This is a genomic window from Floricoccus tropicus, from assembly GCF_001832905.1.
Taxonomy (GTDB): domain Bacteria; phylum Bacillota; class Bacilli; order Lactobacillales; family Streptococcaceae; genus Floricoccus; species Floricoccus tropicus.
In genome coordinates this window covers 37,358-62,166 of record NZ_MKIR01000012.1, presented here as the reverse complement: position 1 = coordinate 62,166, position 24,809 = coordinate 37,358, and the positions used below count along the sequence as shown (strand labels likewise).

Sequence of the window (24,809 nt, the reverse complement as noted above, 5' to 3'; positions counted from 1 at the left end):
GCGCTACAATAAAAATGTTTTTGATTAAAAACATATTTTTTTATCAACTTATGTAAACGGTTACAGATTAACGGAATTAAAATATTTTTATAAGTTTATAGATATTAATGTGTGTTTGAGAACAATCTTTTATTAGATACTAATAAAATTCAAAAAAATAAAAGGAGAAATTTAAAATGAACATTAGAAGGATTATTGATTTATCACTTCACTTAAACGAAAAAACACCTGTGTACCCAGGAGATCCTATTCCAAATATTGATGTTGCTACAACAGTTGATAATGAAGGATATAATTTATTTGGAGTTTTTGTTGGTTCTCAGTCAGGTTCTCATGTTGATGCCCCATATCATTTTTCTAATACAGGATCATTCGTTGATGAAATGAGTCTTGATAATTTCTTTGGTAAAGGATTGCTGATAGATGTTTCAAATAAAGGAAATAATGAAGAAATAACTCTAGCAGATATAGAAGAATTTCTTCCTAGAGTAAAAGAAAATCCATTTGTACTATTCCGTACAAAATGGGATAAAAACATTGGGAAAGAGGAATTTTTTACTCATCCATATGTGAATGGTGAAGCTGCTCAAGCATTGATTGATAATGGAATTAAATTTTTAGGTATTGATACAATTAATGCGGATCAAACAGGAGGAACAGAATTTCCTGTTCATGACTTATTCTCAGAACATAATTTAATAATTGGGGAAAATTGGGCTAATTTTTCAGATATAACTAGCGATAATTTCTTTGTATCTGCATTTCCTTTATACATACACTGTGATGGTTCACCTGTAAGAGCAGTGGCAATTGAGGTGAATGATGTTTAGTAAAGAGTATATTCGAAAATGTTTAGCAGTAGTACCCTCAGTTATTATTGCTGCTTTGGGAGTTGTATTATTTGTTAAATCTCATACTGGTTCAGATCCACTTACGATGTTTGAGATTGCCTTGTCAGAAAAATTAGGTTGGACTTTTGGAACAGCTTCCCTCGTATTTGAAGGCTTACTTTTCGTAGTTTTCTTCTTTATAAATAGGAAATTAATTGGATTTGGATCATTTGCATATGCATTTGGTATTGGTCCAGCAATTGATATGTTTACACCTATTGTTGACAATATTTTTCCTGCAGAAGCATCATTTGCATTAAATGCCTTTTATATCATTTCAGGAACGATATTAATTTGTTTTGCATTAGCCTATTACATCCCTATGGATATGGGTTATCAGACTTCAGATATTTTAACTTTATCAATAACAGAGTGGTTTCATATTAGATATGGTATTTCACATATCATAGTCTATGCAACATTCTTTACAATTGCTTTCTTTATGGGAGGGCCATGGGGGATAGGAACAGTTATTGCTGTTTTAACTTATGGACCATTAATTGACTGGATGATGGGACATACTGCACCTTTTTCTAGAAAAATCGCAGGTATCCCAGAACCTGTAAAGGAATCTTGAGAAATTCAATATTAAGTCAAACAGGTGAGTTAATATATAAAAAGATTAGAATTAGTAATTCTCATTAACCCCTGATTTGAATACATTAGTGAAGCATAGTAGCGTAGTTTTCAGATTAATAAACCAAAAAAGGAGAAATTATGTATAACGATAAAATGGAATTTGGTGTTTTTGCAACAATGGCTGAAGCATTAGATGCGGCAAATAAAGCTCAAAAAGATTTAGTAAATAATTATTCTCTTGAACAACGAGACCAAATGATTAGTAATGTGAGAAAAGAATTCGAGAAAATAAATGATGAACTTTCAAATTTTGAATTTGAAGAAACTAAATTTGGTCGTGTAGAAGATAAAATAGATAAAAACTTAGGTGGTATATTAAATACACCTGGGACTGAAGTGATAAAAACAAGGGCTTTCGCGACTGATAAAGGTCTTACAATTGAATACTCTGCCCCTTATGGTGTAGTTGGTGCTGTAACACCTTCAACTAATCCAAGTTTGACTGTGATTGGTAACGGAATTTCAAACTTAGCTGCAGGGAATTCCGTTGTATTTAATGCACATCCATTTGCAGAAAAATCTTCTTCAATTGCAGTAAAAACATTTAATAAAGCTGTTGTTGATGCTGGGGGACCTAATAACTTAGTTACAATGTCAGCAAATCCAAGTCTTGCAACATTGCAAGAAATCTTAGAATCACCATATGTAAAACTATTAGTGGGAACAGGTGGACCAGCCATGGTTAAGACTCTAATGGCTTCCGGTAAAAAAGTTATTGCTGCAGGAGCAGGTAACCCTCCAACAATTGTTGATGAGACGGCAGATGTAGAGCGTGCAGCAAATGAGCTATACTTATCGACTGGATACGATAATACATTAATGTGTACTACAGAAAAAGAAATATTTGTTTCTAATCAGGTACTTGATCGTTTTACTAATGCGTTTGTTGAATCAGGTGCGAGACTTTTAAGTGAAGAAGAAGCAAATAAGGTTAGAGATTTGATTTTTGTAGAACTTGAGTCTGGAGAAAAGGTAGTAAATAAAGATTATATCGGAAGAGATGCTTCAAAAATTTTATCAGATGCTGGTGTAGATGTCGAAGGCGATCCTAGGGTAGCAATTTTTATTACTGATAAAGATGATTTATTTGTTCAAAAAGAGCAATTACTACCTATTATCCCTATTGTTCCAACACCTAATTTTGAGTCAGCAATGGAATGGGCAATTGAAGCAGAAAATAATAATAATCATTCTGCATCAATATGGTCAAAAGATGTATATAGAGTAACAGAGTTTGGTCGTAGAATTAATACATCAATCTATGTTCAAAATGGTGGTACGTCAGCAGCCTTCGGTGTAGATGGTACTGGAAAAGATTCTCCAACTATTGCTACTCCAACTGGAGAAGGTATTACTGATGCCTCTACATTCACTAGACGTAGATTGTTTGCAATGGCAAATGGTGGAAATTACATACTATAATAAATTTGCGAGCTATCTCTAAATTTTTTAAGAAAGGAATTGTTAATGAATGTAGAAAAACTTCTAAATCCTGTAAAACTAGTATTAGTAGGGGCAAATGAGCGTGATGGGTTTGGTGGTGACACAGCTAGAAATTTATTGGAGTTTGGCAATAAAGATAATATCTATTTTGTTAATCCATCAAGGGACGAAGTATTTGGTCATAAATGTTATCCAAGTATAAAAGATCTACCAGAAGATATAGATCAAGTAATAATTGCAACCCGAAAAGAGACTGTAAATAACCTTTTAAAAGAATCAGCTGAAAAAGGGGCAAGTAGCGCAGTTGTTTTTGCTAGCGGTTATAGCGAAACAGGAAAACTGGAAGATAAAAAAGATGAAGAAGAACTTAAAAAGGTTGCTAATGAGTTAGGAATTTCATTAATGGGTCCAAATTGTGCAGGATTCATAAATTTAATTGATGGAATTACAAGTTATGCTCTGATGATTCCAAAAGAAGATAGAAAAGGATCTGTAGCATTAATATCACAAAGTGGTCAAACATGTCTTTCTGCGATGGAATCACAGAATATGAAACTTTCATATAATATAAGTGCTGGTAATTCAGCAGTTGTAAAGATGGAAGATTATTTAGAATATCTTGTTGAAGATGAAAAATCTAAAGTAATAGCAATGCATTTAGAAGGGGTGCAAGAACCTGAAAAATTAATAAAAAGTTTCAAAAGGGCTGCTGAACTTAGAAAACCAATTGTAGTTTTGAAAATTGGAAAATCTGAAAAAGGAAGTGCTTCAGCCGCCTCACATACTGGAAGTTTGGCTGGTGCAGATAAAGTCATTGACTCAATATTTAGGAAATTTGGTGTCATAAGAGTTGATGACCTACAAGAGCTTTATAGTATCTCAATGACGCTAGCAACTTGGGATGAATTGCCTAAAAAATCTACTGTATCAATAATGGCAATTTCAGGTGGTGAGGTTGGTATTTCGGCAGATACAAGTGAGCAATTTGGCATTCAATTACCTGATTTCACTGAAGATACAGTAAAAAAATTAAATGATATTTTACCAACATATGCTACTGCAAAGAATCCTTTGGATACGACTGCTTCTATTGCATATGATGTAGATACCTATGCGAATACTGTTAAGGCTGTTTTAGAAGATGAAAATATAGGTACTCTTATTCTTGGTTTTACTTTAGCTGAAGAAATATATGATCCAGCTATAAAGTATATGGCACCTGGAATTGAAAAAGCACTAGCTGAAACAAATGTAAAAAAACCAATACTCATGATGCCATATATGGAGAATACGAGAAATCATGAGTATCAAGAAAGACTTCTTAAAGCTGGTGTTCCAATTTTACCACCACCTAAATATGCTTTACCTGCGTTGAAGAAAATAATTAATTTTTCTGAATATGATAAATCTAAAAAAAGCTTGGAAGTTGCAATCCCTTCAAAGATTTCAGAAAAAACTGATAGTCAAAAAGTTTTAAATGAACTTGACGGAATGAAAGTATTACAAAAGTATGGTGTTAGAACACCAATAAGTAAACTTGCTATTAGTGAAGATGAAGCAGTTAAATTTGCTGAGGAAATCGGTGGTAATGTAGTTTTGAAGATTGCCTCAGAAGATATTCAACATAAATCAGATGCTGGTGGAGTTAAATTATTTATCAATGGTGAGGATAATGTTAGAAAAGCCTATAATGAAATCTTATCTAGTGTAAAAGAATACATGCCTTCAGCACGGATAGATGGAATAAATGTTCAAGAAATGGTTGACCAAGCAACTGAAGTAATAATTGGAGTTTCAAACGATCCTCAATTTGGACCATCTGTTATGGTTGGATTGGGCGGAATCTTTGTTGAAGTGTTTAAAGATACAGCGTTGTATCCAGCTCCAATTAACAAGAATGAGGCTCTCGAGATGATCAAGAGTTTGAAGGCTTGGCCACTATTTAATGGGTATAGAGGGCAAAAGAAACTTGATATCGATGCACTCTCAAATGCAATTGTCTCAATTGGAGACTTAGCCGCAAAAAACAAAGATTCGTTAATAGAACTAGATATTAATCCTATATTTGTTTATGAAGAAGGCAAAGGTGTTTGTGCTGCGGACTCTTTAGTTGTCTTGAAAGACGATACAAAAATAATTTAGTTACTTTTGTTATTTGTATAATAAATAGAAAAAGAAAAGCGATCAATTTTTATTGAATCGCTTTTTAATGCCTTATTTATTTAATTGTTTAAAGAATTCTATATAAGAATCTACAATTCCTTGCAGATAATCAGAAGTTCTTTGGTCAATCTTACCATCTTCTGTTATTGATGAATCAATGTGTCCTAAGTATGCTTCTGGTTGTTGAAGTGTTGGCATATTAAGGAAAACAAGTGATTGACGTAAAATGTGGTTAGCTCCAAATCCTCCAATTGCCCCAGTTGAAGAACTAATTACGGCAGCTGGTTTTTTATCCCATACGTTTGCTCCATAAGGTCTTGAACCTACATCAAGTGCATTCTTAATTACTGCTGGAATACTTCGATTATATTCTGGAGTCACAAATACAATTCCATCATATGTCTTAACTTTATCTCTGAAATCTGTCCATGCTTGAGTTGGAGTAGATTCATCATCTAGATCTTGATTATACATTTCAAGATCAGCAATCTCGATAATGTCTGCTTCAAGATCACCTTTGAACATGGGAAGAATTGCTTCAGCAACTTTTCTATTAAAAGAACCTTTACGCAAACTTCCAATAATAATACCTATTTTTGTCATTTTAATCTCCTTTTCAATTAAAAATTATCTATATATAAAGTATAACACTAAGTACATGAAAACGCTTGATTTTGATTTACTATCCTACTATTGACTTATATGCTAAAATACCTAAAAAGGAGTAGCTGTGGAATATTCAGTAGTAATGGTAGTAAACGAAGGAATTGAAAGTATCATAAGGAATCACTGGAAAAGAATGTTTGATTTTAACTTATCTACATATCATCTGGACGGGGATAAGTTTCCACATATAACATATTTATCTTTTGATACAAAAAATAGTATGGAGCAAGTGATTTATACTTTTAAAAATGAGTTTTCTAAGCTCCCCAAATATGATTTTAATGTTGAAGGTATTGAATCATTTGGAGTTTCTAAGGCAATTTATTTTGCAATATATTTTCCAGAAATATTTTATAAAGATAGGCTGTTTCTCATCAACAAAGTTGATAATAAGTGGCATGAAAATAGTGGTTTTAAATATATCAGTCACCTTACGATTGCAAATTATCTTGAACAAAGTAAACATAAAAAGACACTTGAATTTTTAGAAAATGATTTTATAAGCTTTAAAGGAAATATCAATAATTATCTTCTAATATCAATTAATCAAGATAAGACTATAAATATATTATCTTATGTGTAATATTTAACTTTTCTTTGCTCCAAATATATTTTAGTGCTAGTATTAAATTAATTATTTAACAGATTTGAGGAATAGTTATGGACAAGGAAGAAAAGTATAAGTTTCCAGTACAGTTGTCAGCTTTAATAAAGGAAAATTCTGGCAAAAACATTATATTAAATGAATCAAATGGAGATTTTGAATTTATTGAAAGAGATATAAATCAAGAGGACAGTCAAAGAGTATCCTTGAGAGGATTTGTTATTCCTTCAGTGATAACTACTATAATATTTTACTTATATTTTTATTATAAGGATATGATTTATATACCGATGAATGGGAAGCTTTCTATCGGAAGTGCTGTAACAACACTTGGAGTTTTAAGTGGAGTAATTGTTTTATTAATTACCTTTATTTTTATTAAAAAAGGTAAGATATTAGCACAATCATCGACTTTGTACTGGAGAAATTTTCCTGCAATTTTAGTTGCATTTACAGTTATCCTTTTTTTATTCTCTCTTTATTTGTTTGATATATTAGATTTTATGTTACCTGGTTTGGGGTTCGATCTATATACCGCAACATTCCTCTTTCTAATTATTGTAGCTGTTATTGACTATTTAATGATTTTCACCATGCTTAGACTTACTCCAACAATCTTGACCAATATATTAACGATTGTAATTATTGGCGGTGTAATTGGGGCTATGATGACCAATCGAGATCGAGCGTGGTGGCAATATAATTTTAGTTACTTAGGTACCTTTAGGGCGAAAAATAGTTGGCAATTTAATCTAACACTTGTTTTATCTGGTGTACTTATGGTTTCACTTGTTGATTATTTGTATGTATCATTGGCACACAAATATAAAAGTAAAAAATTATCTATTTTAAGATGGTTATTGATATTAGTTGCAATAAATCTTGGTGCGGTTGGTGCATTTCCGTATCGAGGTGGAACTATATATGCGGTAATTCATAATCAAGTGGCTAGTAATTTAGTATATCTGATTATTGTTTTGATTTTAGCCCTTCCGATACTAATGCCTAAACTTTCAAAAGACTTTCTATATGCCTCATACTTTATTATGGGGATGCTGGTACTAATAGTCTTTCTTTTCCAAGGAGTTCATTATTTCTCCTTAACTGTATTTGAGCTCTTAGCATTTTTTGTAGCATTCATATGGCTTTTAATGCTTTTTCAATATCTACAAGGTTTATTAATAGATAAGGAAGATGAAAAGTACATAAAGATATATTTTAAAGATTAAATAATGAAAACCAGAAGTTGTTTCTGGTTTTTTGATTTAATTATCTTGTTATATAATTTATAAACTTCAAATAAGAGTATAATAAAGAAAAGCTTTACATAGAATTTACATAGAATAAACTTTAGTTTGTTATAATTATGATGAGGTAAATATGATAGAAAATGAAATTGAAGCAGTAAATTGGATACATAATCGAAAGAAATATGGTCCAAAACCAGGACTTATGAGGGTTGAAGCTCTTCTTGACTTAATTGGTAATCCTCATTCTGATTTGGAAATAATTCATATTGCTGGAACAAATGGTAAAGGATCAACTGTGAGTTATTTACGAAGTCTTCTAATGGAAGAAGGCTTGAAGGTTGCGACATTTACTTCGCCGTATGTTGAAATGTTTAATGAACGTATTGCTATAAACGGGAAATTTATTTCTGATTCTGATTTAACAAGGTTAGTAGATAAATTAAAGCCTTTAGTTGAGGAAATTGATGAAAATCCAAAAACAGAAGGAATTCCAGAATTCGAATTTTTAACAGTCCTCGCTCTCGAGTATTTTAAGGAGCAAAAAGTCGATGTAGTAATTCTTGAGGTAGGTCTTGGCGGTCTTTATGATTCAACAAATGTTGTTAACCCATTAATTACATCAATTACGACAATTGGTATGGATCATATGGATATTTTAGGAAATACAATCGAGGAAATTGCTTATCAAAAGGCTGGAATAATCAAAAATAACATTCCGTTGGTTACTGGAAATATAGATCATTCGGCTTTAAAAGTAATCGAAGACAAGGCTCGTCAGCTTAATGCGCCAATTTATCGTTCAGGTCAAGAATATAAGGTACTCAAATCTTCATCAAAAGAGGAATGGGGTGAGTCATTTTATTTTGAAAATGAAGAGGCAACTATTGTAGATTTACATACTCCTCTTCAAGGTCGACATCAAATTGATAATGCTGGGTTAGCTATTGAAGTTTTTTATCTTTATTGTCAGGTGAAAAATATAAATTTTAATATAAAAAAAGTTAGAAGTTCGCTAAAAAAAACATATTGGCCTGCTAGAATGGAAAAAGTTATGGAAAATCCATTAGTGGTTTTAGATGGTGCTCACAATATGCCTGCGGTAAAATCATTAGTTGAAAATTTACAGAGTCGGTATGCGAATAAGAAAATAGCAATACTTTTTTCCGCACTTGAAAGTAAAAGCATTGATCTAATGATTCAAGAATTATTGAATATTGACAATACAGATTTAATAGTCACTGGTTTTGAATTTCCTAGATCATTGGAGATTTCTAAACACGATTTTTCTAATTTAAATTTATCCTTTGAACCCAACTGGGAAATAGCACTTGAGGAGCTACTTAAGAATGACAAGTATGATTTGGTACTGGTGACAGGATCACTCTATTTTGTTTCATTGGTAAGAATATATTTTAAAAGAAGTTCACAAAGTATGATATAATAATTGTAAACGTATACAACATATAAGATGGAGGTTTTATGAAGATTTTTTTAATTATTGTGGTCATTATTTTAATGATAATTTTTGCACTTTTACTATATGCAGGTAGTTTTTTAGCTAATGCAGTTATGGATCGAGATAACAATTGGTATAATAAAATGGGACATAGTTTGGCAAACCCAGATTTGTTTGATGTTGCTGAAGACGATCCGTATACAGTTATTGAAAACGCACAAAACAAGATTGCAAATGATTTTTGGGATAAAAATCTAACAGAACAAGTTACGATTACTAGTTTCGATGGACTTAAGCTTGTTGGAAATGTTTTTAAAATTAATCCTGGTAGTAATAAGTGGTTACTTGGTGTGCACGGATATCGTTCTACTGGAAGACGTGATATGCAAGTTATTATGGAACATCTAGCCCGTTCTGGCGAATATAATATATTAATTCCAGATCATAGGTCTCATGGTGAGAGCGAAGGAAAGCTAATAACTTTTGGTCATAATGAAAAGAAGGACATTCTGCAATGGACTAATGAGCTTCTTAAAAAAGAACCGAATGCTGAAATTGTTCTATATGGCGGATCAATGGGAGCATCTACTGTAATGTTAACAACAGAACTTGATCTTCCGACAAATGTTAAAGGGATTGTCGCTGACTGTGGCTATACTTCAGCTTATATGGAATTTGAGCTTTTAATTAAAAACGCTCTTAAAATTCCTAGTTTTCCGCTTTTAAGTTTCATGAATTTCTTTGTAAGAACAAAAGGGAATTTTGATTTGAAAAGCGTTGATGTTAGGCCAGGCTTAAATAAAAATGAATTACCATTCTTAGTAATACATGGAACGGGCGATAAATTTGTAGATGTTAGTATGGCTAAATTAAACTTTGATGCGAACAAAGGTGCTAAAGACATGTTAATTGTTAAAGATGCTCCTCATTTATCATCATATATATATGATGAAGACGATTATTTTAAAACTGTTAATGGTTTCTTAGACAATCTCGTATGGAAGAAAGGTTAAAAATGAAAGATAACAAAACTAAAGGTTATATCCTTGTGTTAATTGCTGCTACATGTGCAAGTCTCGGTCAGTTACTATGGAAATTTGCAGCAGAAGCATCTGGGATGTCATATACTTTATTTACAATAATTGGATATGTTTTAGCAGCAGCTGGTATGTTTATTCTTATGGCATCATTTGCCTATGGTGAGGTATCTGTATTACAACCAATGATGTCTATTGGTTTTGCATTCTCAGTTTTTCTAGGTTTCATTTTTCTTCATGAACCAATTACAATTGCTAAAATACTTGGAGTAATTTTTATAGTAGCAGGAACAATTGTTCTTTCAAGAAGTCCAGAGGACACAAATGATACTACAACAGAGGGAGAACTTAAATAATGGAAAATTTCTTTGCTATTGCTTTCTGGCTTTTAGTATCAACTTTATCTGGTAGTATAGGTGCTATATATCTAAAAAAAGCAATGAATAAAATGCCTTCATTTACTTTAAAAAATATTGCTACCTCAGTAGATTTTTACATTGGGGCTTTCCTATATATCCTTAGTGCTCAAACTAATATTCAACTTTATAAACATTTGGATTATTCAATTGGGTTCCCAATGACTTCAATTGGATATATATGGACAATTTTAATTTCATATTTTGTATTCAAAGAAAAAATTACCAAAGAAAAAATCTTGGCAATTATATTAATAGTCATTGGTATTGCATTTCTTGGAAGTGCAGGGGGAGTTAGCTAGTATTAAGTAATAGTGTTCACTATATATATTGACTGATTTACTGATACTACAAATCGCTTTATTTTATTCAGGTAACTAATCTTTATTTATTGATCATTTCCATAGATATAAAAAATAACTCGAGAATTTTTCTCGAGTTATTTATATACTATTATTGAACTCTTGCGGGTTCTTTTTTAGTGTTATCAACTGTATCTTGTACTTTGTCTTTAGCGTCATTTGCCTTATCAGATACTGCATCCTTTGCATCATTAGCTTTGTCTACAACTGCGTCTTTTGCGTCACCTGCTTTTTCAACGACAACATCTTTAGCATCGCCAACTTTATCTTTTACTTTATCAAATTGTTTAGAAGCAAATTCACCAGTTGATTCAGCAGCACCAGTTACTTTATCTTGAAGAGTTTCTGATTTTTTTTCGTATTCATCAGCAGATTGAATATCAATAACTTCAACATTTAATTCAACAAGGTCAAGTCCTGTCATCTTTTTAACTTGTTGAGAAATTACTTTTTGCATATTTTCATAAATGTTTTGAATATCACGACCATATTCTACAACGGCTTTCATGTCAACGGCTATTTGTTCCTTACCAACTTCGACATCAATTCCTTTAGTTACATCATCTGTATTAACAATTTTTCCTGCAAGATTTGAGAAGAACCCACCATCTAAATCTAATAGGCCATCAACCTCACCAAGTGCAATTCCAATGATTTTCTTCAATACTTTATCATCAAAAGTTAGTTGACCTTTTGTCTCAACGTTTTTTGTTTCATCTTTAGTAGCAACTTGATTATTATTTTTGTTTTCCATGATATGTCCTCCTTGACACTATATAAATGATTTGATTAGTTACAAATTAATTGTTGAAAATATCTAAATCTTTTACTATAAATCCTACAAATGCACCAGCTATAGTTAATGCTAAAATTAATAATGTTTTAAAGAAACCTACACTCATAATTAGTATTGCTAGGAGTAGACCTAACAATGCAAATATTATAGGTATTTTGTATTCATTGACAAAATCTTTCATACGTTTCCTCCTTACAATTTAAATTACTCTTGGCTTACGACCTTTTGAGCGGTGGACTTCTGAGTTGCTTTCTGATTTTTTCTCAGGAACTTGGAAATTTTTAAATCTTATATCTGACTTAATATTGCTTGTTACACCAAGAAGACTTGCAATCTTTTCTGAGATTTCATCAATTAGATATTCTTTCTTCTCAATAACATTCGTTCCGGGTTGTAAATCACCAGAGATATTAAGCTTAATTTTCTTGCTGTACATCTTAGCCTTAACAGATGGATTTTCAATATCAGAGTCTTTTTTAATGATATTAAGTACAAAATTTTCAATTGCTTTTTTATCAATAACTAAAGAACCTTTATTTTTACTGATTTTGAATCTGTTTGTTTTTTTAGGAGCAAAGATAACGAATATAAGAAGTATTATTATTAAAGCTATGAAGAACAAACTTAACCAAAATAAAATTTGTGGAATATACTTTCCTATATAAGCGTAGCTATCGTATCTAATGAGCGTAAACGGCATATCACCAAATTTTTGATAGGTAATTGTTACTGAAAATAGAACAAAAGCTAGAAGTATTAACAAGATGCTGCAAAAAAGTTTAGATAATTTTCCCATAAGTTACTCTCCTTTCCATAAAAATAGTTCAGGTTTTGTATACCTTTACACAAATCATTGTAGTATAAAAGACAAATTGGTGCAAATTATAAATATAAAAAATTTTATTTAATTAATAAATATATAAGAATTAAGGACATGACTGTTTGAAAAGCACCGCTTGTTAATCCATAAATTAAGAACTTAGGACCCTCTTTAATAAATTTTTGAAGATCAAGTCTTAATCCGATAGCTGCAAGAGCGATTGTTTCAAACCATCCACTGATAAACTTTGCTGAACTAGCTAAAAATTCCGGTAGTGGTAATAGGCTATTTAATGTGCAAACTAGCAAGAATCCAAGAACATACCAAGGAATCAACTTTTTCTTGTTTCCATTGATACTTTGTGTTTCAACATTATTTTCATTTTTCACAAGTCTGCCCATAACTAAAACCACCACAGTTAGCATGATAATACGCATAATCTTGAATAACATAGACATCTGGATGACACTTTCTCCCAGGAAGCTTGCCCCCGCCACAACTTGCCCAACTGATTGAAGGGTTCCACCTAATAGGGCAGATTGAGCCATAATTTGGTCAGGAAAGAGTAGCTTAGCTAGAAAAGGTAGAGTCAGCATCATTACAGTTCCCAATAAATTGACTAAGGTAATAACTTGTCCCTTTTCTTCATCATCTGCATTGATAGTTGGAGCAATAGAAGCGATAGCAGAAGACCCACAGACCCCGCATCCACCTGCCATCATTAGTGACATCTGTTTGTTAAAGCCGATTTTACGACCCAACCAAGCAATAAAAGAAATAGTTGACGCCATAAGTAGCAGAATGTAAATAAGTGCTTTAGGTCCCATTTGAGCTATTGTCTGGAAACTAACTGTTGCACCTAGTAGCACGACCGAAACTTCGAGTAACTTGCTTTCTGAGAATTTTGTTCCAGCATCTAATTCTTTTTGACGAAAAATTGTGTTTCCAAGAATGATTCCGAGTAGGATTGCTATTGTTGTTGCTCCTAATTTAGGGATAAAAATTGCTAAAATTTTACTTAGTACGGCTACGCCTAGAGATAAAAGTAAACCTGGTGTTAAATTTTTTATTTGATTTTTGTTCATTTTAACTTCCATTTCTCCATATATTCAATGACTAGTATATACTATTAACTCAAAAAATATAAAGTAAAAGTCATATTTTATATAAGTTAATTGATAAACTTGAATTTGTTAATTAATATGCTAAATTCTTGCAAAAATTTTTTTAATTTGGTACATTAAGAGGGTAAACAAAATACAAAAAAATACAGGAGGTTGTCGAAATGACAGATAATGGAACAGTAGATAAAGTAAAAGGTAAAGCTAAAGAAGTTGTTGGTGATGTAACAGGCGACAACAGTAAAAAAGCTGAAGGTTTCTTTGATCAAGTAGTTGGTAAAACAAAAGAGTTTGCTGGAAAAGCTGGTGATGTAGCAAAAGATGTTGCTGACAAAGCTGGAGACGTTTTTGAAGACGTTAAAGATAAAGCAGAAGATCTTTTTGATGGAGCTAAAGAAAAAGTTTCAGAAGCTAAAGATAAAGCTCCTGAAAAAGTTGAAGACGCTAAAGATGCAGCAAAAGATGCCAAAGATGCAGTTGTTGATAAAGCAGGCGATGTTAAAGATGCAGTAGCAGACAAAGCAGAAGACGCTAAAGATGCAGTGGCTGATAAAGTTGACGATGCAAAAGATGCTGTTGAAGGTAAATAATTAATATAAGTAAGACTTGGATATTGTCCAAGTCTTTTTGTGTATTTTCTTGTATAATAATGTGAAGCTGTATACTTTTTGTATTTGTAAAGGAAAAATATTTGTATGAATGAAAATAATTTAGTTAACCAATTTGAAGGATATTTGGTTAATGGGAAATATCAAAATGATTCAATGAATAGAATCATTTTTAAAAATGAACTTGAGAAAAGCTCGATTGTAGAAAAATATAAGTCCGAAATCGGTGAAGAAAATTTTGCTACAAAAGAAGTTTTAGTGAAAAGTGAAAACAAAAAGTTCATGGGTGATATAGTATGGTTTTCTGCAGGCGGAGGGTATAAAATATTTTCTAAGCTACAGGTCCTTTCATTTGTAGATAATAGGGTAGAGTTTGATACAAAATTAGATAATTATAATTATTTTTCTAAATATTTTAGAATTCCAAAACTAAAAATCTATGACCAAAAAAATATGATTCTTTCTGAGCAGTTAATTGATTTTGAAGAACACAATCAGGGTGAAGAATTATTAAAAAGTATTTTTGAAGACTATAATAACTATTTTGCAAATCTAAAAATCGAAGATATTAAAAATATTAACTTTATAGAGATTCAATATAGTAATCACCCATTCAAAAATCTAATAAGTATATTAATAAATAGTACTAATGACAACATCTTAAATCAAGAGCTACCATTTATTAAATTACATGGAGATTTGTGGTCGTCAAATATTTTACGAGAAAAGAAGTCTAATGATTTATACTATATAGATTGGGATACTGCAAATAATTATGTATTTTTTTATGATATCTTTCGATTTTTCTGGAATGAACTTGATGTTCTAAATAATGATTATATCTTTCAATATTTAGGAGGTAAGTATGATTATTTATTTGATAGACTATTTAGAAATTTTAATCTTAAATATGACAATAAAAATAGAGAGTCATATATTTTCATATTTTTTATTAACTATTTAATTGATGAAACATTGCCGATTAATATAAAAGAATTTGAAGTAAACTCATTTAAAGAGAAAGTTTTGAAAAAACTGTAGCTTGAAAAATGAATTGTTATGAGAAAGGTATAGGATGGAGACCGCATTATTAAAGGGTTATTTTGAAGAGTGTTTATTTAGATTTGATTTTTTTATTGATGATATTATCACAGAATCACTTTATTCTAATTTAAAGGAGTGGTGTGCTCAATTTGGAATTGATAATTATTATTATGTACTGCGTAATCAAAATATCGAAAATCTTGCATTATATACATATAGTGATAATTTATTAGGCTTAGAAAGTTTATGTAAGTTTTTTATATTATCTGTTTCTTTAGATGATATTAGTGAAGATAAGGGTAAAGTAAATTACTTTTTTAATTTAAAAGAGAATTTAATTAGTATTTTTAATGATGCGAATCAAAATTTATACAATGATGGTTATTTACGAGCATGGCAAGATTTTTGTCAGCATATAGAAAAAGTGTTGAATGAGCAGCAATGGCAAGAGTTCTTAGAATATATAATTGCTTACATAGATTCCTTTATTTGGGAGATTGGTTGTTCGGAAGGTACAGAAGAATTAAATTATGAGAACTATATTGATAATAGATTAAATTCAGTAGGTGTTTTGCCTGGATTAACTCTCATGTCATTAACCAGTCAATCAAACGGGTTTCCGAGTGAGATAAATAAATTATTAGATAATTTATCTTTTTGCACTACCAAATTAATTGGAATTGAGAACGATTTACTTTCATTAGAAAGAGAAGAACTTGAAAATAATATGTTCAATATGGTTTTACTATATGAAAAACAATTCAAGTGTGGAAGACAAGAGGCGATTGATTTCTTTATTAACGAACATGAATTATATTTTAAAAAATTTAAAAAAATTATTTATGAAATTGAGGCAAATGAATCAAGATATAAGTCTGATTTATTAAGAATTCTAAAAGGACATGAGAAGTGTATTGTAGGTAATCTTAAATGGTCGCTTGAGTCAAAAAGGTATGGCGTCTAATTTAGTACTGAAATGAATATATAAAAATGAATAATAAAAAAACGTACTCAATATTAAAGTACGTTTTTTGTAGGTTGTTTATGTCTAATAATTTATGTATTTAAGAATTTATCTTAGTACCAACCATTTGCTAACCAGAATGATTTAGCAGCATCCCATGATCCGTAACGACCAGCAACATATTGATCAGCTACTCGTTCTTGGTTAGCAGCACTATAGTCACCGTTTAGGTATGATGAATCCAATTGGTAACGACCAATATATCTTCCATTAGTTGCTGAATATGAACCTGAAGATTCTTTATTGGCAATCCATTCCTTAGCTGAAGATGAATTACTTGAACTAACTTGTGCTGATTGCTGAGCAACTTCTTGAGTATAAGTATATGTCGGCTCAACTGTAGCTTGAGTATAAGTTTCAACTAAAACCTCTGCAGTCGGTTGTGTATAAGTTTCTACAACTTCTTGCTCAGCAACTGGTGCTTGAACAGTAGGCGTAGTATTTGTATTTATATTATCAGTATCGAAAGTGATAACTTGACCGACGTAAATAACGTTTTGGTCTTGAATATTATTTAGATTAGCAATTGCAGTAATATAGTCTGAGCTTCCCATGTATTGTTGTGAAATTGATGATAATGTATCACCAGATTGTACAGTGTGAGAAATAGTATCAGCACTTGCAGTTGTTGCACCGAAAGCTGCCGTTCCTAAAACTGCGCTTGTTGCTAAAATTGTTCTGAAATTCATATATGTGTATCCCCTTTGTTTATGTTTGTTTGTTTTTTGTACAAGATATATTAAAACAAATTTATATTACAGTGATATATACGCTAGATGAGATTTTGATTTCAAATATTTCCTAATTATTACAACAGTTTCTGGAATTTAAGAATATTATGTAAAACTGTATTACTTAGACCCTTTTATTATAACAATCTAGATGATATTTTAATTATAATGAAAGTTCCATTATTGTTATTAAATTAATTATATTTTACTGGTTAAATCCTTATATTTTAAGAAAACTTTAAGCTTTCGAAAGATTATGATATGACATATTGAAATTTAATTATTAAATCTCTCCTATATTTTGTTTAAAATATTTGTTTAAATAATTAAAAATAGTCAACAAAACATACAATAATAAGGATACAGATGAAGAATGATGTATCGATTTTAAAGAAAAAGTATAAAACTGTACTATTTTTAACACAAAAATAAAAAGGTTCAATAATGAACCATTAATCTAGATAAAATACACTGTATTGTCTTTAATTTTAAGCTTATATCCAAAGTCCGTCGCAAGCTCCTCGATTTCATCAATGCTTGCCTCGAATCCATCTAACTCAATTTCAGGATTGAATCCGTACTCACGGTTTATATAGTTAGACTCCAAAAGTCGTTGTAGTTCCTCAAGTGTTTTCATTTATATTTATCTGACTCCTAAATCTTATTATTTATTGTTGCTTATCCAAGTATAAATGGCTTTTGCTGTTTCTTCAATAGATAAGTCTTCAACATCCAAATAATCTACATTTTTAAGATTTTTAAAGTATTCTTCTTTAAGTGGCAGAAGATTTTCAAGATAAAAATCGAAAAAATTTCTTGTTCGACTTTTATCTTCACTCTTATTGCTAATTAATTTTTCTTTAGAAGCTCTTAAAAATAAAATTCTATCAGGAAATGCTTTATGTAGATTTTCTAGTTCATTTGATAAATCTCTACTAACTTGCCAATTATATCCAAGTGAAATTGGGTAATTTAAGGTGTAGAAATCAATCTCTTCAGCTCCAAAATCAAATATTGATATATTCTGTGCCTTAACCGACTCATACTTTCTAATTTCATTTTCTATGAAAATTTTTTGAATCTCCAGATAATCCTCATAGACACCTTTATCTAGTTTTCTTCTTTTAATTTCTTTAATTACTTGATTATTATCTTCAAATATAATATTTATTTCAGGATGAAGTTCTTTTAATTTTTTAAGTGCGCTAGTTTTACCGACAGCCATTGAACCTTGTATGGAAAATATTTTATTCATATTATTTACCTAATGACATAATTGTTCTAGTAACTTCCATACTGTCCTTAGGAATAATATTTACTTGCTTTTCCAGACAAAGGTTTTTAGCATTTTCTTGGTCACCTACTAAATATGCAGATTTAGCATTTTTTAATAGCTCTATATCGTTATGGTCATTTCCAAATGCTATGTAATCATCAATTTCAAAAAGCTTATTTAAGGTAGTGAATTTATTGATTCCACCAGATGTAATATCAAAGTTTCCTTCATTAGCATGTGAGATTACTGAAATATCAGATGATAATTCAGCCAGTTCACTTTCTACAATAGCAGGAGCATCAAGAAGAATTATTTTAATTGGTTGCTTGATTTCAGCTATTTGTATTTTTTTAGCTAACTTATCTGGGTCAAGTTGTTTGAAAATTTTGTTCGAAGGGTCGACGCTAGCTGCATAGTCAAACTTGTCATCAATGATATAACTCAATTGATGTTTGATGATTATTTTTTGAATTTGTTCAAATGAGTTTTCATCTATAAGTTCAACGACTTTTATTTCGCCCTTGTCAGATACTATTGAACCGTTACCGCCAATTAATTTGTTGTTCTTAAACTGTGGAATGAGTGGAAGTAGGTCTCTGATAGGTCTGGCTGAGGCGAATATTACTTCATGATTATTTTCTTCCAGTTTCTTTAAAGCCATAATAATATCTTGGTCAATGGATACACCATTGAAGCAAAGTGTTCCATCAAGGTCAAATACAAATTTCATTTTATTAATTTTCTTTCTATAAATTTATCCAATATCTTCTTTGAAGAATTTTATCTTCATTAAATATTTTATTCTCTAAAATTCCATTATTTTTTTCGATTGTTTTAGCAGATGCTAGATTATCGTCATCACAAACCAAAAGAACCTTCTTTAACTCATAAGAATTGGCGATACTTAATGCTTGTTCAAGCATTTTGCATGCATATCCTTTTCTACGTTCATTAGGTGAGACTGAATAACCGATATGTCCAATATACTTTTTCAAGTAATCATTCAGTTGTAAGCGAATATTAACTAGTCCGATTATTTTTTTGTCGGATTTTCTGACAGCTAAATATTCAAGCGATGGAACCCTTCCTTGTTTAACTATATCAATATTTTCTTGAGTTTTGAGATATTCAATCCACTTGTTTATATCATCATAATCTTGAAGCCTTGAACCAGCAACAATGTATGGTGTATCATATTCATTTTTATATTCAATAAGTTGTTCTGCATACTCTAATGATGGTTTAACTAAAACAACAGGGTCAGTATCAATCCAGTAACGACATGTATTCTCATTGTCATGTGGATCATATCTTACATCTTCAAGCACACCACCATTAGCCTCAATAGTTTTTCTTGAACCAATATTATTCTCATCACAAGTTATAAGAACCTTGCTTAGTCCCTCTTTTCTTGCCTCGTCAACAACTAAACCAAGCATTTCCTTGGCATAACCCTTTTTACGCTCACTTGGCAAAACAGAATATCCGATGTGACCACCAAAATTTAATAAATAGTCATTTAACTCAAGCCTTAGGTTAATGAGACCAATCAACTTATCGTCTGATTCACGAATTGCATAGTATTGAATAGCAGGAACAAGGTTATCTGGAACCTTGTTCTTTTCTTCAAAATCTCTAACATCAATTACCCAGTTAACCAAGTTTTTATACTCTGTAACTCTAGAAGCCCCGTGAATTTGCTCTTTATTTTCAGTGAACTCTTTAATTAAATTTTCTAATTGATTTAGATAAACTATTTCTGCCCTTACTAACTTAATATTCCCCATAAAATTTTCCCATTTCCTTTTTATTTTATTGTAACAGAAATAGTAAATTAAACATATTTATTATTTGACAAGACACCATTTGGTGTCTTATAATTTATTTATAGAATGAAAGGGGTATCATAAAGTATGCAGGAAGCAAAACGTGATGTTTTTTTTGCCATTGCAGACTCAAATAGACGTCAGATTCTGCGATTATTATCAGATGCAAATCAAGAAGAGATGGCACTTCATGAAATTACACCTCATTTGGATATGGGACGTACGGCCGTATCAAAGCATCTGAGAATACTGACAGATGCGGATTTGGTAGAAAAGCAAAAAGTAGGCAAGGAAACAAGATATCACCTTACACCAAAACCTTTAGAGGAAGTCAAAGACTGGATAGCCTTCTATGAAAACTTTTGGACTAAAAAGATTGGTGATTTGAAAAATTTATTGGAGGAAGAATAAATGGCAGATGTAGTACTAGATTTCACGATTAAAAATTCAATTGACAAAGTATGGGAAGCACTCACTGATCCCAAAATTCTGTCACAGTGGATTTGGGACAACAATTTTAATTCAGAAGTGGGAGAAAAATCAGAATTTCGTGCACCAGCTACTGATTGGTGGGACGGAGTCGTAAATATTGAAACATTGGTTGCTGAAAAACCAGAAAAATTAGTTTATACTTGGGCAACAATGGGAGAAACAACCAAAATAACATGGTTACTTTCTGACAATGGAGATGGAACAACTGAACTTCATTTTGAACAAGATGGATTCTCAGCTGAAACTAAGGCGCGTGAAGGTGCAATTGCAGGTGCTACATACGCTTGGACTGAAAATATTGGAAAACTAAGTGGACTTCTTGAAGGGTAAGGAAAGACAATGAATTACAAAACTGATATTAAAATTAGTGATAACGGAGTTATGTTTGCTCTTCCTGATGACCAAGGGAAAATTGTTATCACAAACGTTTTTATGAGTGATGATAGTGAAGGAACTTATATCTCCGTAAAAGATGGTCAAGTTATTGCTATTCAGCAAAAATTACATGAAAAAGTCGTTAAAGATATGGGAGCAACACAAGTAGTAAAAATTTATCCTAACTGGGATTTAGAAACTGCTTATGTAACACGTGGACTAATGAATCTTGCTGAAGAAAACAAGCTTGAAATTAAAAAAACTCGTGTTAAAGCAATTCCAGAGAACCAAAGAAAAACTGTTGCTGACTTTATTGACATGATTGTATCTTTACTTTCTATTTTCAATATTTCATTTAGTCCAAATGCACAAACAGAAGAAGAAAAAGCCCCAGTTAAGGCTAAGCCTGCAAAAGCACAACACAGATGGAATAAGGATGTTGCAAAGATTAAATTTACAGTTGATTTTAGGGGTTGCCAAGCAGAAGTATACTGGCAAAAACGAAATGAAATGTTAATAAAAAAAGGAGCTACAATGCTTGCGGAAGCTCCAAAAAATAAAGATGGTTCTGTTGGATTTAGTGAAAGAGTAGGAGACCAACTTCGTCAAGAACAAGAAGGAAACTTCAAAGACTTTGTAACAACGACTGATATTATTCTCAAAAGTGTTAATGAAGTAGGACTTTTCCTTTACTATGCTGGAACCAACTCATGGCTTCAACTAAAGGATAAAGACGGAAAAACAATTGATGATTATACAGTTGTGAAATAATAAAAAGTTTGTTACTTATTTCTTGACATATAAAAAAAAGTAGTCTATATTAAAATTACAGTTAAATATTTGTTAGGTGAGGCTCCTATATGGACACAAGCTACTGCCGCGAAAGAATCGAGAGACTCTTAGTTGGTAGAACAGGAATAATCGTGAAGGTTATTCATAAAGTAGCTGATACGGTGTATCTACGCCCTATAGTGCTAAAGCTCAACATTGATCATGATGAATGTATAAGCATGCTCTTTGTTGGGGCGTGCTTTTTTTGTGAAAGCCGTTCCATAAAGCACACCGCCATTTATTTTTCTAAAAATATATTGATTGGTTTTTATAATTATTTGATACATCAAGTAGGGATAAAAATTAATCAGGAGTCTTGGAGGTAAAGACAATGAAAAAAATGGATATCAAGAAAAGTTCAGGAAAAGAAAAAGAACTAAAGAAACTTGCTCTTTTATCTGAAAATGAACTTTTCAAAACATTCAAAACTTCTTCACAAGGATTAACTGAGGAAGAAGCAGAAAAAAGACTAGAGGAATTTGGTCCTAATAAGGTTGATGCTGAAAAGCCAACACCTGCAATTATTCTATTTTTAGAGGCACTTAAGGACCCATTCGTTCTCGTTTTAGCTGGTTTAATGCTCGTATCATTTGCAACAGGTGATTATCAAGCAGGATTTGTTATGGCTGTTATGATTTTGGCAAGTGCCACAATTACCTTTGTTCAAGAATATCGTTCACAAAAAGCAAGTCTTGAATTAAAAGAACTGATTGAAAATACTTGTGCCGTTACTCGTGATGGTGTAACGAAAGAAATCCCTATGGATGAAGTTGTTCCTGGAGATATTGTTAATCTTGCAACAGGAGACATGATTCCAGCAGATGCAGCATTAATATGGACAAAAGACTTATTTGTTAATCAGTCTTCATTGACTGGAGAATCACTTCCAGTAGAAAAATTTGTTCATGCAGGTGTTAGAGATGAATCAGAAGGTTCTGCAATTGATATGAAAGACCTTGTCTTCATGGGTACAGACGTACTAAGTGGTAAGGGACGTGCTGTTATTCTGAAAACTGGTCAATCAACGTTTTTCGGAGATATTGCTCTTAACTCTACTAAGAAACGTGGTAAGACAGCATTTGATAACGGACTATACAAGGTAAGTAGACTATTACTTCGTATGTCATTAATTCTTTTCCCTATTGTACTTTTAATTAATGGTGTAACAAAAGGAGATTGGGGACAAGCCTTCTTCTTTGCAATTGCAGTTGCAGTTGGTTTAACTCCTGAAATGTTGCCTATGATTGTTACAAGTAATCTAGCAAAAGGTGCTATGACTCTTTCTAAGGAAAAAGTTATTGTTAAAGAGCTTCCTTCAATTCAAAACTTGGGTTCAATGGACGTCCTTTGTACAGATAAAACTGGAACAATTACTGAGGATCGTGTAGTACTTGTACAACATTTAAATCCACTTGGTGAAAATAACGAAAATGTACTTGATATGGCTTTCTTGAATTCTAAATATCAAACAGGTTGGAAAAACCTTATGGATATTGCCGTTATTAACTATTATGATGAGACAGGTCGTAAAGAACCATTTACAAATGTTGAAACAATCGATGAAATTCCTTTTGACTTTTCACGTCGTCGTTTAACAGTCGTTGTTAAGGCAGATGGCCACCAATTAATGATTACAAAAGGTGCAGTTGAAGAGATGGATGCAGTTTGTTCTCATGCTGAAATTGATGGTGAAGTGGTTGCACTTACTCCTGAATTACGCGAACAAATGCGTGCAGTTAACGTTGAGCTTAATAAGCAAGGTATGCGTGTACTTGCAGTAGCTATTAAGAAAGACGTACATGATAACGCAATTTATTCAGTTGCTGATGAAAGCGACATGACCTTAATTGGATTTATGGGATTCCTTGATCCAGCTAAAGAATCATCAAAAACTGCAATCGGTTCACTACATGATCACGGTGTAACTGTTAAAGTATTAACTGGTGACAATGAGATCGTTGCTTCTAAAGTTTGTCGTGATGTTGGTATTGAAGTTGAAGACTCAATTCTTGGAACTGAAATTGAAAAAATGACTGACCAAGAACTGGCTGAAAAAGCACGCACTGTAAACTTATTTGCAAAATTAAATCCAATGCAAAAATCACGTATTATTGCAGCTATTCAAAATGATGGACATACAGTTGGATTTATGGGTGATGGGATTAATGATGCACCAGCACTTCGGACAGCAGATGTAGGTATTTCAGTGGATACAGCAGCCGATATTACAAAAGATGCTAGCTCAATCATTCTTCTTGAAAAGAGTTTAGATGTTCTTGACAAAGGTGTTGTAGAAGGACGTAAGGTCTTCTCAAACATGATGAAATATATTAAAAATACAATTTCATCAAACTTTGGTAATGTATTCTCTATCTTGGCAGCAAGTGCCTTCCTACCAATTCTTCCAATGCTTCCAATTCAATTATTAGTTCAAAACCTAATCTACGATATGGGACAACTTACTATTCCTTGGGATAATGTAGATAAAGAAGAATTAGCTAAACCAGTTAAATGGAGAATTGACGGGTTACTTAAATTTACGCTTTGCATTGGACCAGTATCAAGTATCTTTGATATTATCACTTTCTTAGTAATGTGGAATATCCTTGGTTTCAATTCAGATGCTAAGCAAGGAATGTTCCAAGCAGGATGGTTTATGGTTGGTCTTACAACACAAACACTTGTCATGCATATTATCAGAACTAAGAAAATTCCATTTATCCAATCAAATGCATCACTTCCAGTATGGATTTCAGGAGTATTGGCTATTGGAGCAGGGTTTGTTATAATGCTTACTCCAATCAATGAATATTTTGATTTCCAACCACTACCAACTAACTACTGGCCATGGTACATTGCAATTACTCTGGGTTACCTTGTAACCGTTGAACTTGCAAAAAGAGTTTATATTAAACTTGGAAATGAATGGGTTTAAAATC

General features: G+C 31.7%; 26 protein-coding genes, 1 pseudogene and 1 riboswitch. Of the genes and pseudogenes, 17 read left to right on the top strand and 10 right to left on the bottom strand.

Annotated elements, in window-relative coordinates:
• Nucleotides 1-176: 176 nt before the first annotated feature.
• The 4 genes from BG261_RS03945 (at nt 177) to BG261_RS03930 (ending at nt 5,114) form a co-directional block, all read left to right on the top strand.
• Nucleotides 177-830, top strand: coding sequence for a cyclase family protein (locus BG261_RS03945; protein WP_070791874.1), 654 nt, complete (start codon nt 177-179; stop codon nt 828-830).
• Entirely contained in the window at nt 820-1,467 is a 648-nt protein-coding gene (locus tag BG261_RS03940) for a YczE/YyaS/YitT family protein (protein WP_233278895.1), read from the top strand. The genes BG261_RS03945 and BG261_RS03940 overlap by 11 nt, the downstream gene beginning before the upstream one ends.
• 140 nt (nt 1,468-1,607) lie before the next feature.
• A complete protein-coding gene (locus BG261_RS03935) occupies nt 1,608-2,951 on the top strand; it encodes an aldehyde dehydrogenase (RefSeq protein ID WP_206598615.1) in 1,344 nt (447 codons plus the stop codon).
• Between the two features lie 45 nt (nt 2,952-2,996).
• Nucleotides 2,997-5,114, top strand: a complete 2,118-nt coding sequence (locus tag BG261_RS03930; protein ID WP_070791872.1) for an acetate--CoA ligase family protein — start codon at nt 2,997-2,999, stop codon at nt 5,112-5,114.
• 72 nt (nt 5,115-5,186) lie between these two features.
• Here BG261_RS03930 and BG261_RS03925 read toward each other — a convergent pair whose 3' ends face one another.
• A complete protein-coding gene (locus tag BG261_RS03925) occupies nt 5,187-5,738 on the bottom strand; it encodes an NADPH-dependent FMN reductase (protein WP_070791871.1) in 552 nt (183 codons plus the stop codon).
• A 127-nt stretch (nt 5,739-5,865) separates the two neighbouring features.
• On the opposite strand from BG261_RS03925, the gene BG261_RS03920 reads away from it, so the two are divergent.
• From BG261_RS03920 to BG261_RS03895, 6 genes are all read left to right on the top strand, one after another.
• Nucleotides 5,866-6,384 carry a 2'-5' RNA ligase family protein gene (locus tag BG261_RS03920; protein ID WP_070791870.1) on the top strand — a complete coding sequence of 173 codons (519 nt, stop codon included), beginning with the start codon at nt 5,866-5,868 and terminating at the stop codon, nt 6,382-6,384.
• Nucleotides 6,385-6,461: 77 nt separating this feature from the next.
• A complete protein-coding gene (locus BG261_RS03915; RefSeq protein WP_070791869.1) occupies nt 6,462-7,634 on the top strand; it encodes a DUF998 domain-containing protein in 1,173 nt (390 codons plus the stop codon).
• A gap of 151 nt (nt 7,635-7,785) precedes the next feature.
• Nucleotides 7,786-9,096 (top strand): bifunctional folylpolyglutamate synthase/dihydrofolate synthase, encoded by a 1,311-nt coding sequence (locus BG261_RS03910; protein ID WP_070791868.1) that lies wholly within the window; start codon nt 7,786-7,788, stop codon nt 9,094-9,096.
• Nucleotides 9,097-9,134: 38 nt separating this feature from the next.
• Nucleotides 9,135-10,124 carry an alpha/beta hydrolase gene (locus tag BG261_RS03905; RefSeq protein WP_070791867.1) on the top strand — a complete coding sequence of 330 codons (990 nt, stop codon included), beginning with the start codon at nt 9,135-9,137 and terminating at the stop codon, nt 10,122-10,124.
• A 2-nt stretch (nt 10,125-10,126) separates the two neighbouring features.
• The gene (locus BG261_RS03900) at nt 10,127-10,504 is read left to right on the top strand and encodes an EamA family transporter (protein ID WP_233278894.1); all 378 of its coding nucleotides are present in this window, start codon (nt 10,127-10,129) and stop codon (nt 10,502-10,504) included.
• Nucleotides 10,504-10,866 carry an EamA family transporter gene (locus BG261_RS03895; protein ID WP_070791865.1) on the top strand — a complete coding sequence of 121 codons (363 nt, stop codon included), beginning with the start codon at nt 10,504-10,506 and terminating at the stop codon, nt 10,864-10,866. The genes BG261_RS03900 and BG261_RS03895 overlap by 1 nt, the downstream gene beginning before the upstream one ends.
• A 292-nt stretch (nt 10,867-11,158) precedes the next feature.
• Here the strand turns inward: BG261_RS03895 and BG261_RS03890 are convergent.
• From BG261_RS03890 to BG261_RS03875, 4 genes and pseudogenes are all read right to left on the bottom strand, one after another.
• Nucleotides 11,159-11,680, bottom strand: a pseudogene (locus BG261_RS03890) (Asp23/Gls24 family envelope stress response protein); the annotation flags it as partial.
• A gap of 46 nt (nt 11,681-11,726) precedes the next feature.
• Nucleotides 11,727-11,903 carry a DUF2273 domain-containing protein gene (locus BG261_RS03885; RefSeq protein WP_070791863.1) on the bottom strand — a complete coding sequence of 59 codons (177 nt, stop codon included), beginning with the start codon at nt 11,901-11,903 and terminating at the stop codon, nt 11,727-11,729.
• 18 nt (nt 11,904-11,921) lie between these two features.
• Nucleotides 11,922-12,518: an alkaline shock response membrane anchor protein AmaP gene (gene amaP, locus BG261_RS03880; protein ID WP_070791862.1), complete on the bottom strand. Its 597-nt coding sequence runs from the start codon at nt 12,516-12,518 to the stop codon at nt 11,922-11,924.
• 104 nt (nt 12,519-12,622) lie between these two features.
• Nucleotides 12,623-13,627, bottom strand: a complete 1,005-nt coding sequence (locus tag BG261_RS03875) for a YeiH family protein (RefSeq protein ID WP_099098640.1) — start codon at nt 13,625-13,627, stop codon at nt 12,623-12,625.
• 200 nt (nt 13,628-13,827) lie between these two features.
• On the opposite strand from BG261_RS03875, the gene BG261_RS03870 reads away from it, so the two are divergent.
• From BG261_RS03870 to BG261_RS03860, 3 genes are all read left to right on the top strand, one after another.
• Nucleotides 13,828-14,253, top strand: coding sequence for a CsbD family protein (locus BG261_RS03870; protein ID WP_070791860.1), 426 nt, complete (start codon nt 13,828-13,830; stop codon nt 14,251-14,253).
• Nucleotides 14,254-14,358: 105 nt separating this feature from the next.
• The gene (locus BG261_RS03865) at nt 14,359-15,312 is read left to right on the top strand and encodes a hypothetical protein (protein ID WP_070791859.1); all 954 of its coding nucleotides are present in this window, start codon (nt 14,359-14,361) and stop codon (nt 15,310-15,312) included.
• A 34-nt stretch (nt 15,313-15,346) separates the two neighbouring features.
• Nucleotides 15,347-16,279, top strand: a complete 933-nt coding sequence (locus tag BG261_RS03860) for a terpene synthase family protein (protein WP_070791858.1) — start codon at nt 15,347-15,349, stop codon at nt 16,277-16,279.
• A gap of 113 nt (nt 16,280-16,392) precedes the next feature.
• On the opposite strand, the gene apf is transcribed toward BG261_RS03860, so the two are convergent.
• The 5 genes from apf to BG261_RS11440 all read right to left on the bottom strand — a co-directional run bounded on the left by apf (nt 16,393) and on the right by BG261_RS11440 (nt 20,133).
• Nucleotides 16,393-17,028, bottom strand: a complete 636-nt coding sequence (gene apf, locus BG261_RS03855; RefSeq protein ID WP_070791857.1) for an aggregation-promoting factor — start codon at nt 17,026-17,028, stop codon at nt 16,393-16,395.
• Nucleotides 17,029-17,527: 499 nt separating this feature from the next.
• Complete coding sequence (locus tag BG261_RS03850; protein WP_070791856.1) at nt 17,528-17,707, bottom strand: hypothetical protein; 180 nt, start codon at nt 17,705-17,707, stop codon at nt 17,528-17,530.
• A 27-nt stretch (nt 17,708-17,734) separates the two neighbouring features.
• Nucleotides 17,735-18,325 carry a hypothetical protein gene (locus BG261_RS03845; protein WP_070791855.1) on the bottom strand — a complete coding sequence of 197 codons (591 nt, stop codon included), beginning with the start codon at nt 18,323-18,325 and terminating at the stop codon, nt 17,735-17,737.
• Between the two features lies 1 nt (nt 18,326).
• Nucleotides 18,327-19,076, bottom strand: a complete 750-nt coding sequence (locus BG261_RS03840) for an HAD-IIB family hydrolase (protein WP_070791854.1) — start codon at nt 19,074-19,076, stop codon at nt 18,327-18,329.
• Nucleotides 19,077-19,092: 16 nt separating this feature from the next.
• Nucleotides 19,093-20,133 carry a GNAT family N-acetyltransferase gene (locus BG261_RS11440; RefSeq protein ID WP_070791853.1) on the bottom strand — a complete coding sequence of 347 codons (1,041 nt, stop codon included), beginning with the start codon at nt 20,131-20,133 and terminating at the stop codon, nt 19,093-19,095.
• 126 nt (nt 20,134-20,259) lie between these two features.
• Between BG261_RS11440 and BG261_RS03830 the strand changes: the two genes are divergently transcribed.
• The 4 genes from BG261_RS03830 to mgtA all read left to right on the top strand — a co-directional run bounded on the left by BG261_RS03830 (nt 20,260) and on the right by mgtA (nt 24,805).
• Complete coding sequence (locus BG261_RS03830) at nt 20,260-20,583, top strand: ArsR/SmtB family transcription factor (RefSeq protein WP_070791852.1); 324 nt, start codon at nt 20,260-20,262, stop codon at nt 20,581-20,583.
• Nucleotides 20,584-20,994: an SRPBCC family protein gene (locus BG261_RS03825; protein ID WP_070791851.1), complete on the top strand. Its 411-nt coding sequence runs from the start codon at nt 20,584-20,586 to the stop codon at nt 20,992-20,994.
• A 9-nt stretch (nt 20,995-21,003) separates the two neighbouring features.
• Nucleotides 21,004-21,810 carry a hypothetical protein gene (locus tag BG261_RS03820; protein ID WP_070791850.1) on the top strand — a complete coding sequence of 269 codons (807 nt, stop codon included), beginning with the start codon at nt 21,004-21,006 and terminating at the stop codon, nt 21,808-21,810.
• A 61-nt stretch (nt 21,811-21,871) separates the two neighbouring features.
• A riboswitch (M-box (ykoK) riboswitch) is annotated at nt 21,872-22,038 on the top strand.
• A 163-nt stretch (nt 22,039-22,201) separates the two neighbouring features.
• A complete protein-coding gene (gene mgtA, locus BG261_RS03810; protein ID WP_233278893.1) occupies nt 22,202-24,805 on the top strand; it encodes a magnesium-translocating P-type ATPase in 2,604 nt (867 codons plus the stop codon).
• Nucleotides 24,806-24,809 lie beyond the last annotated feature (4 nt).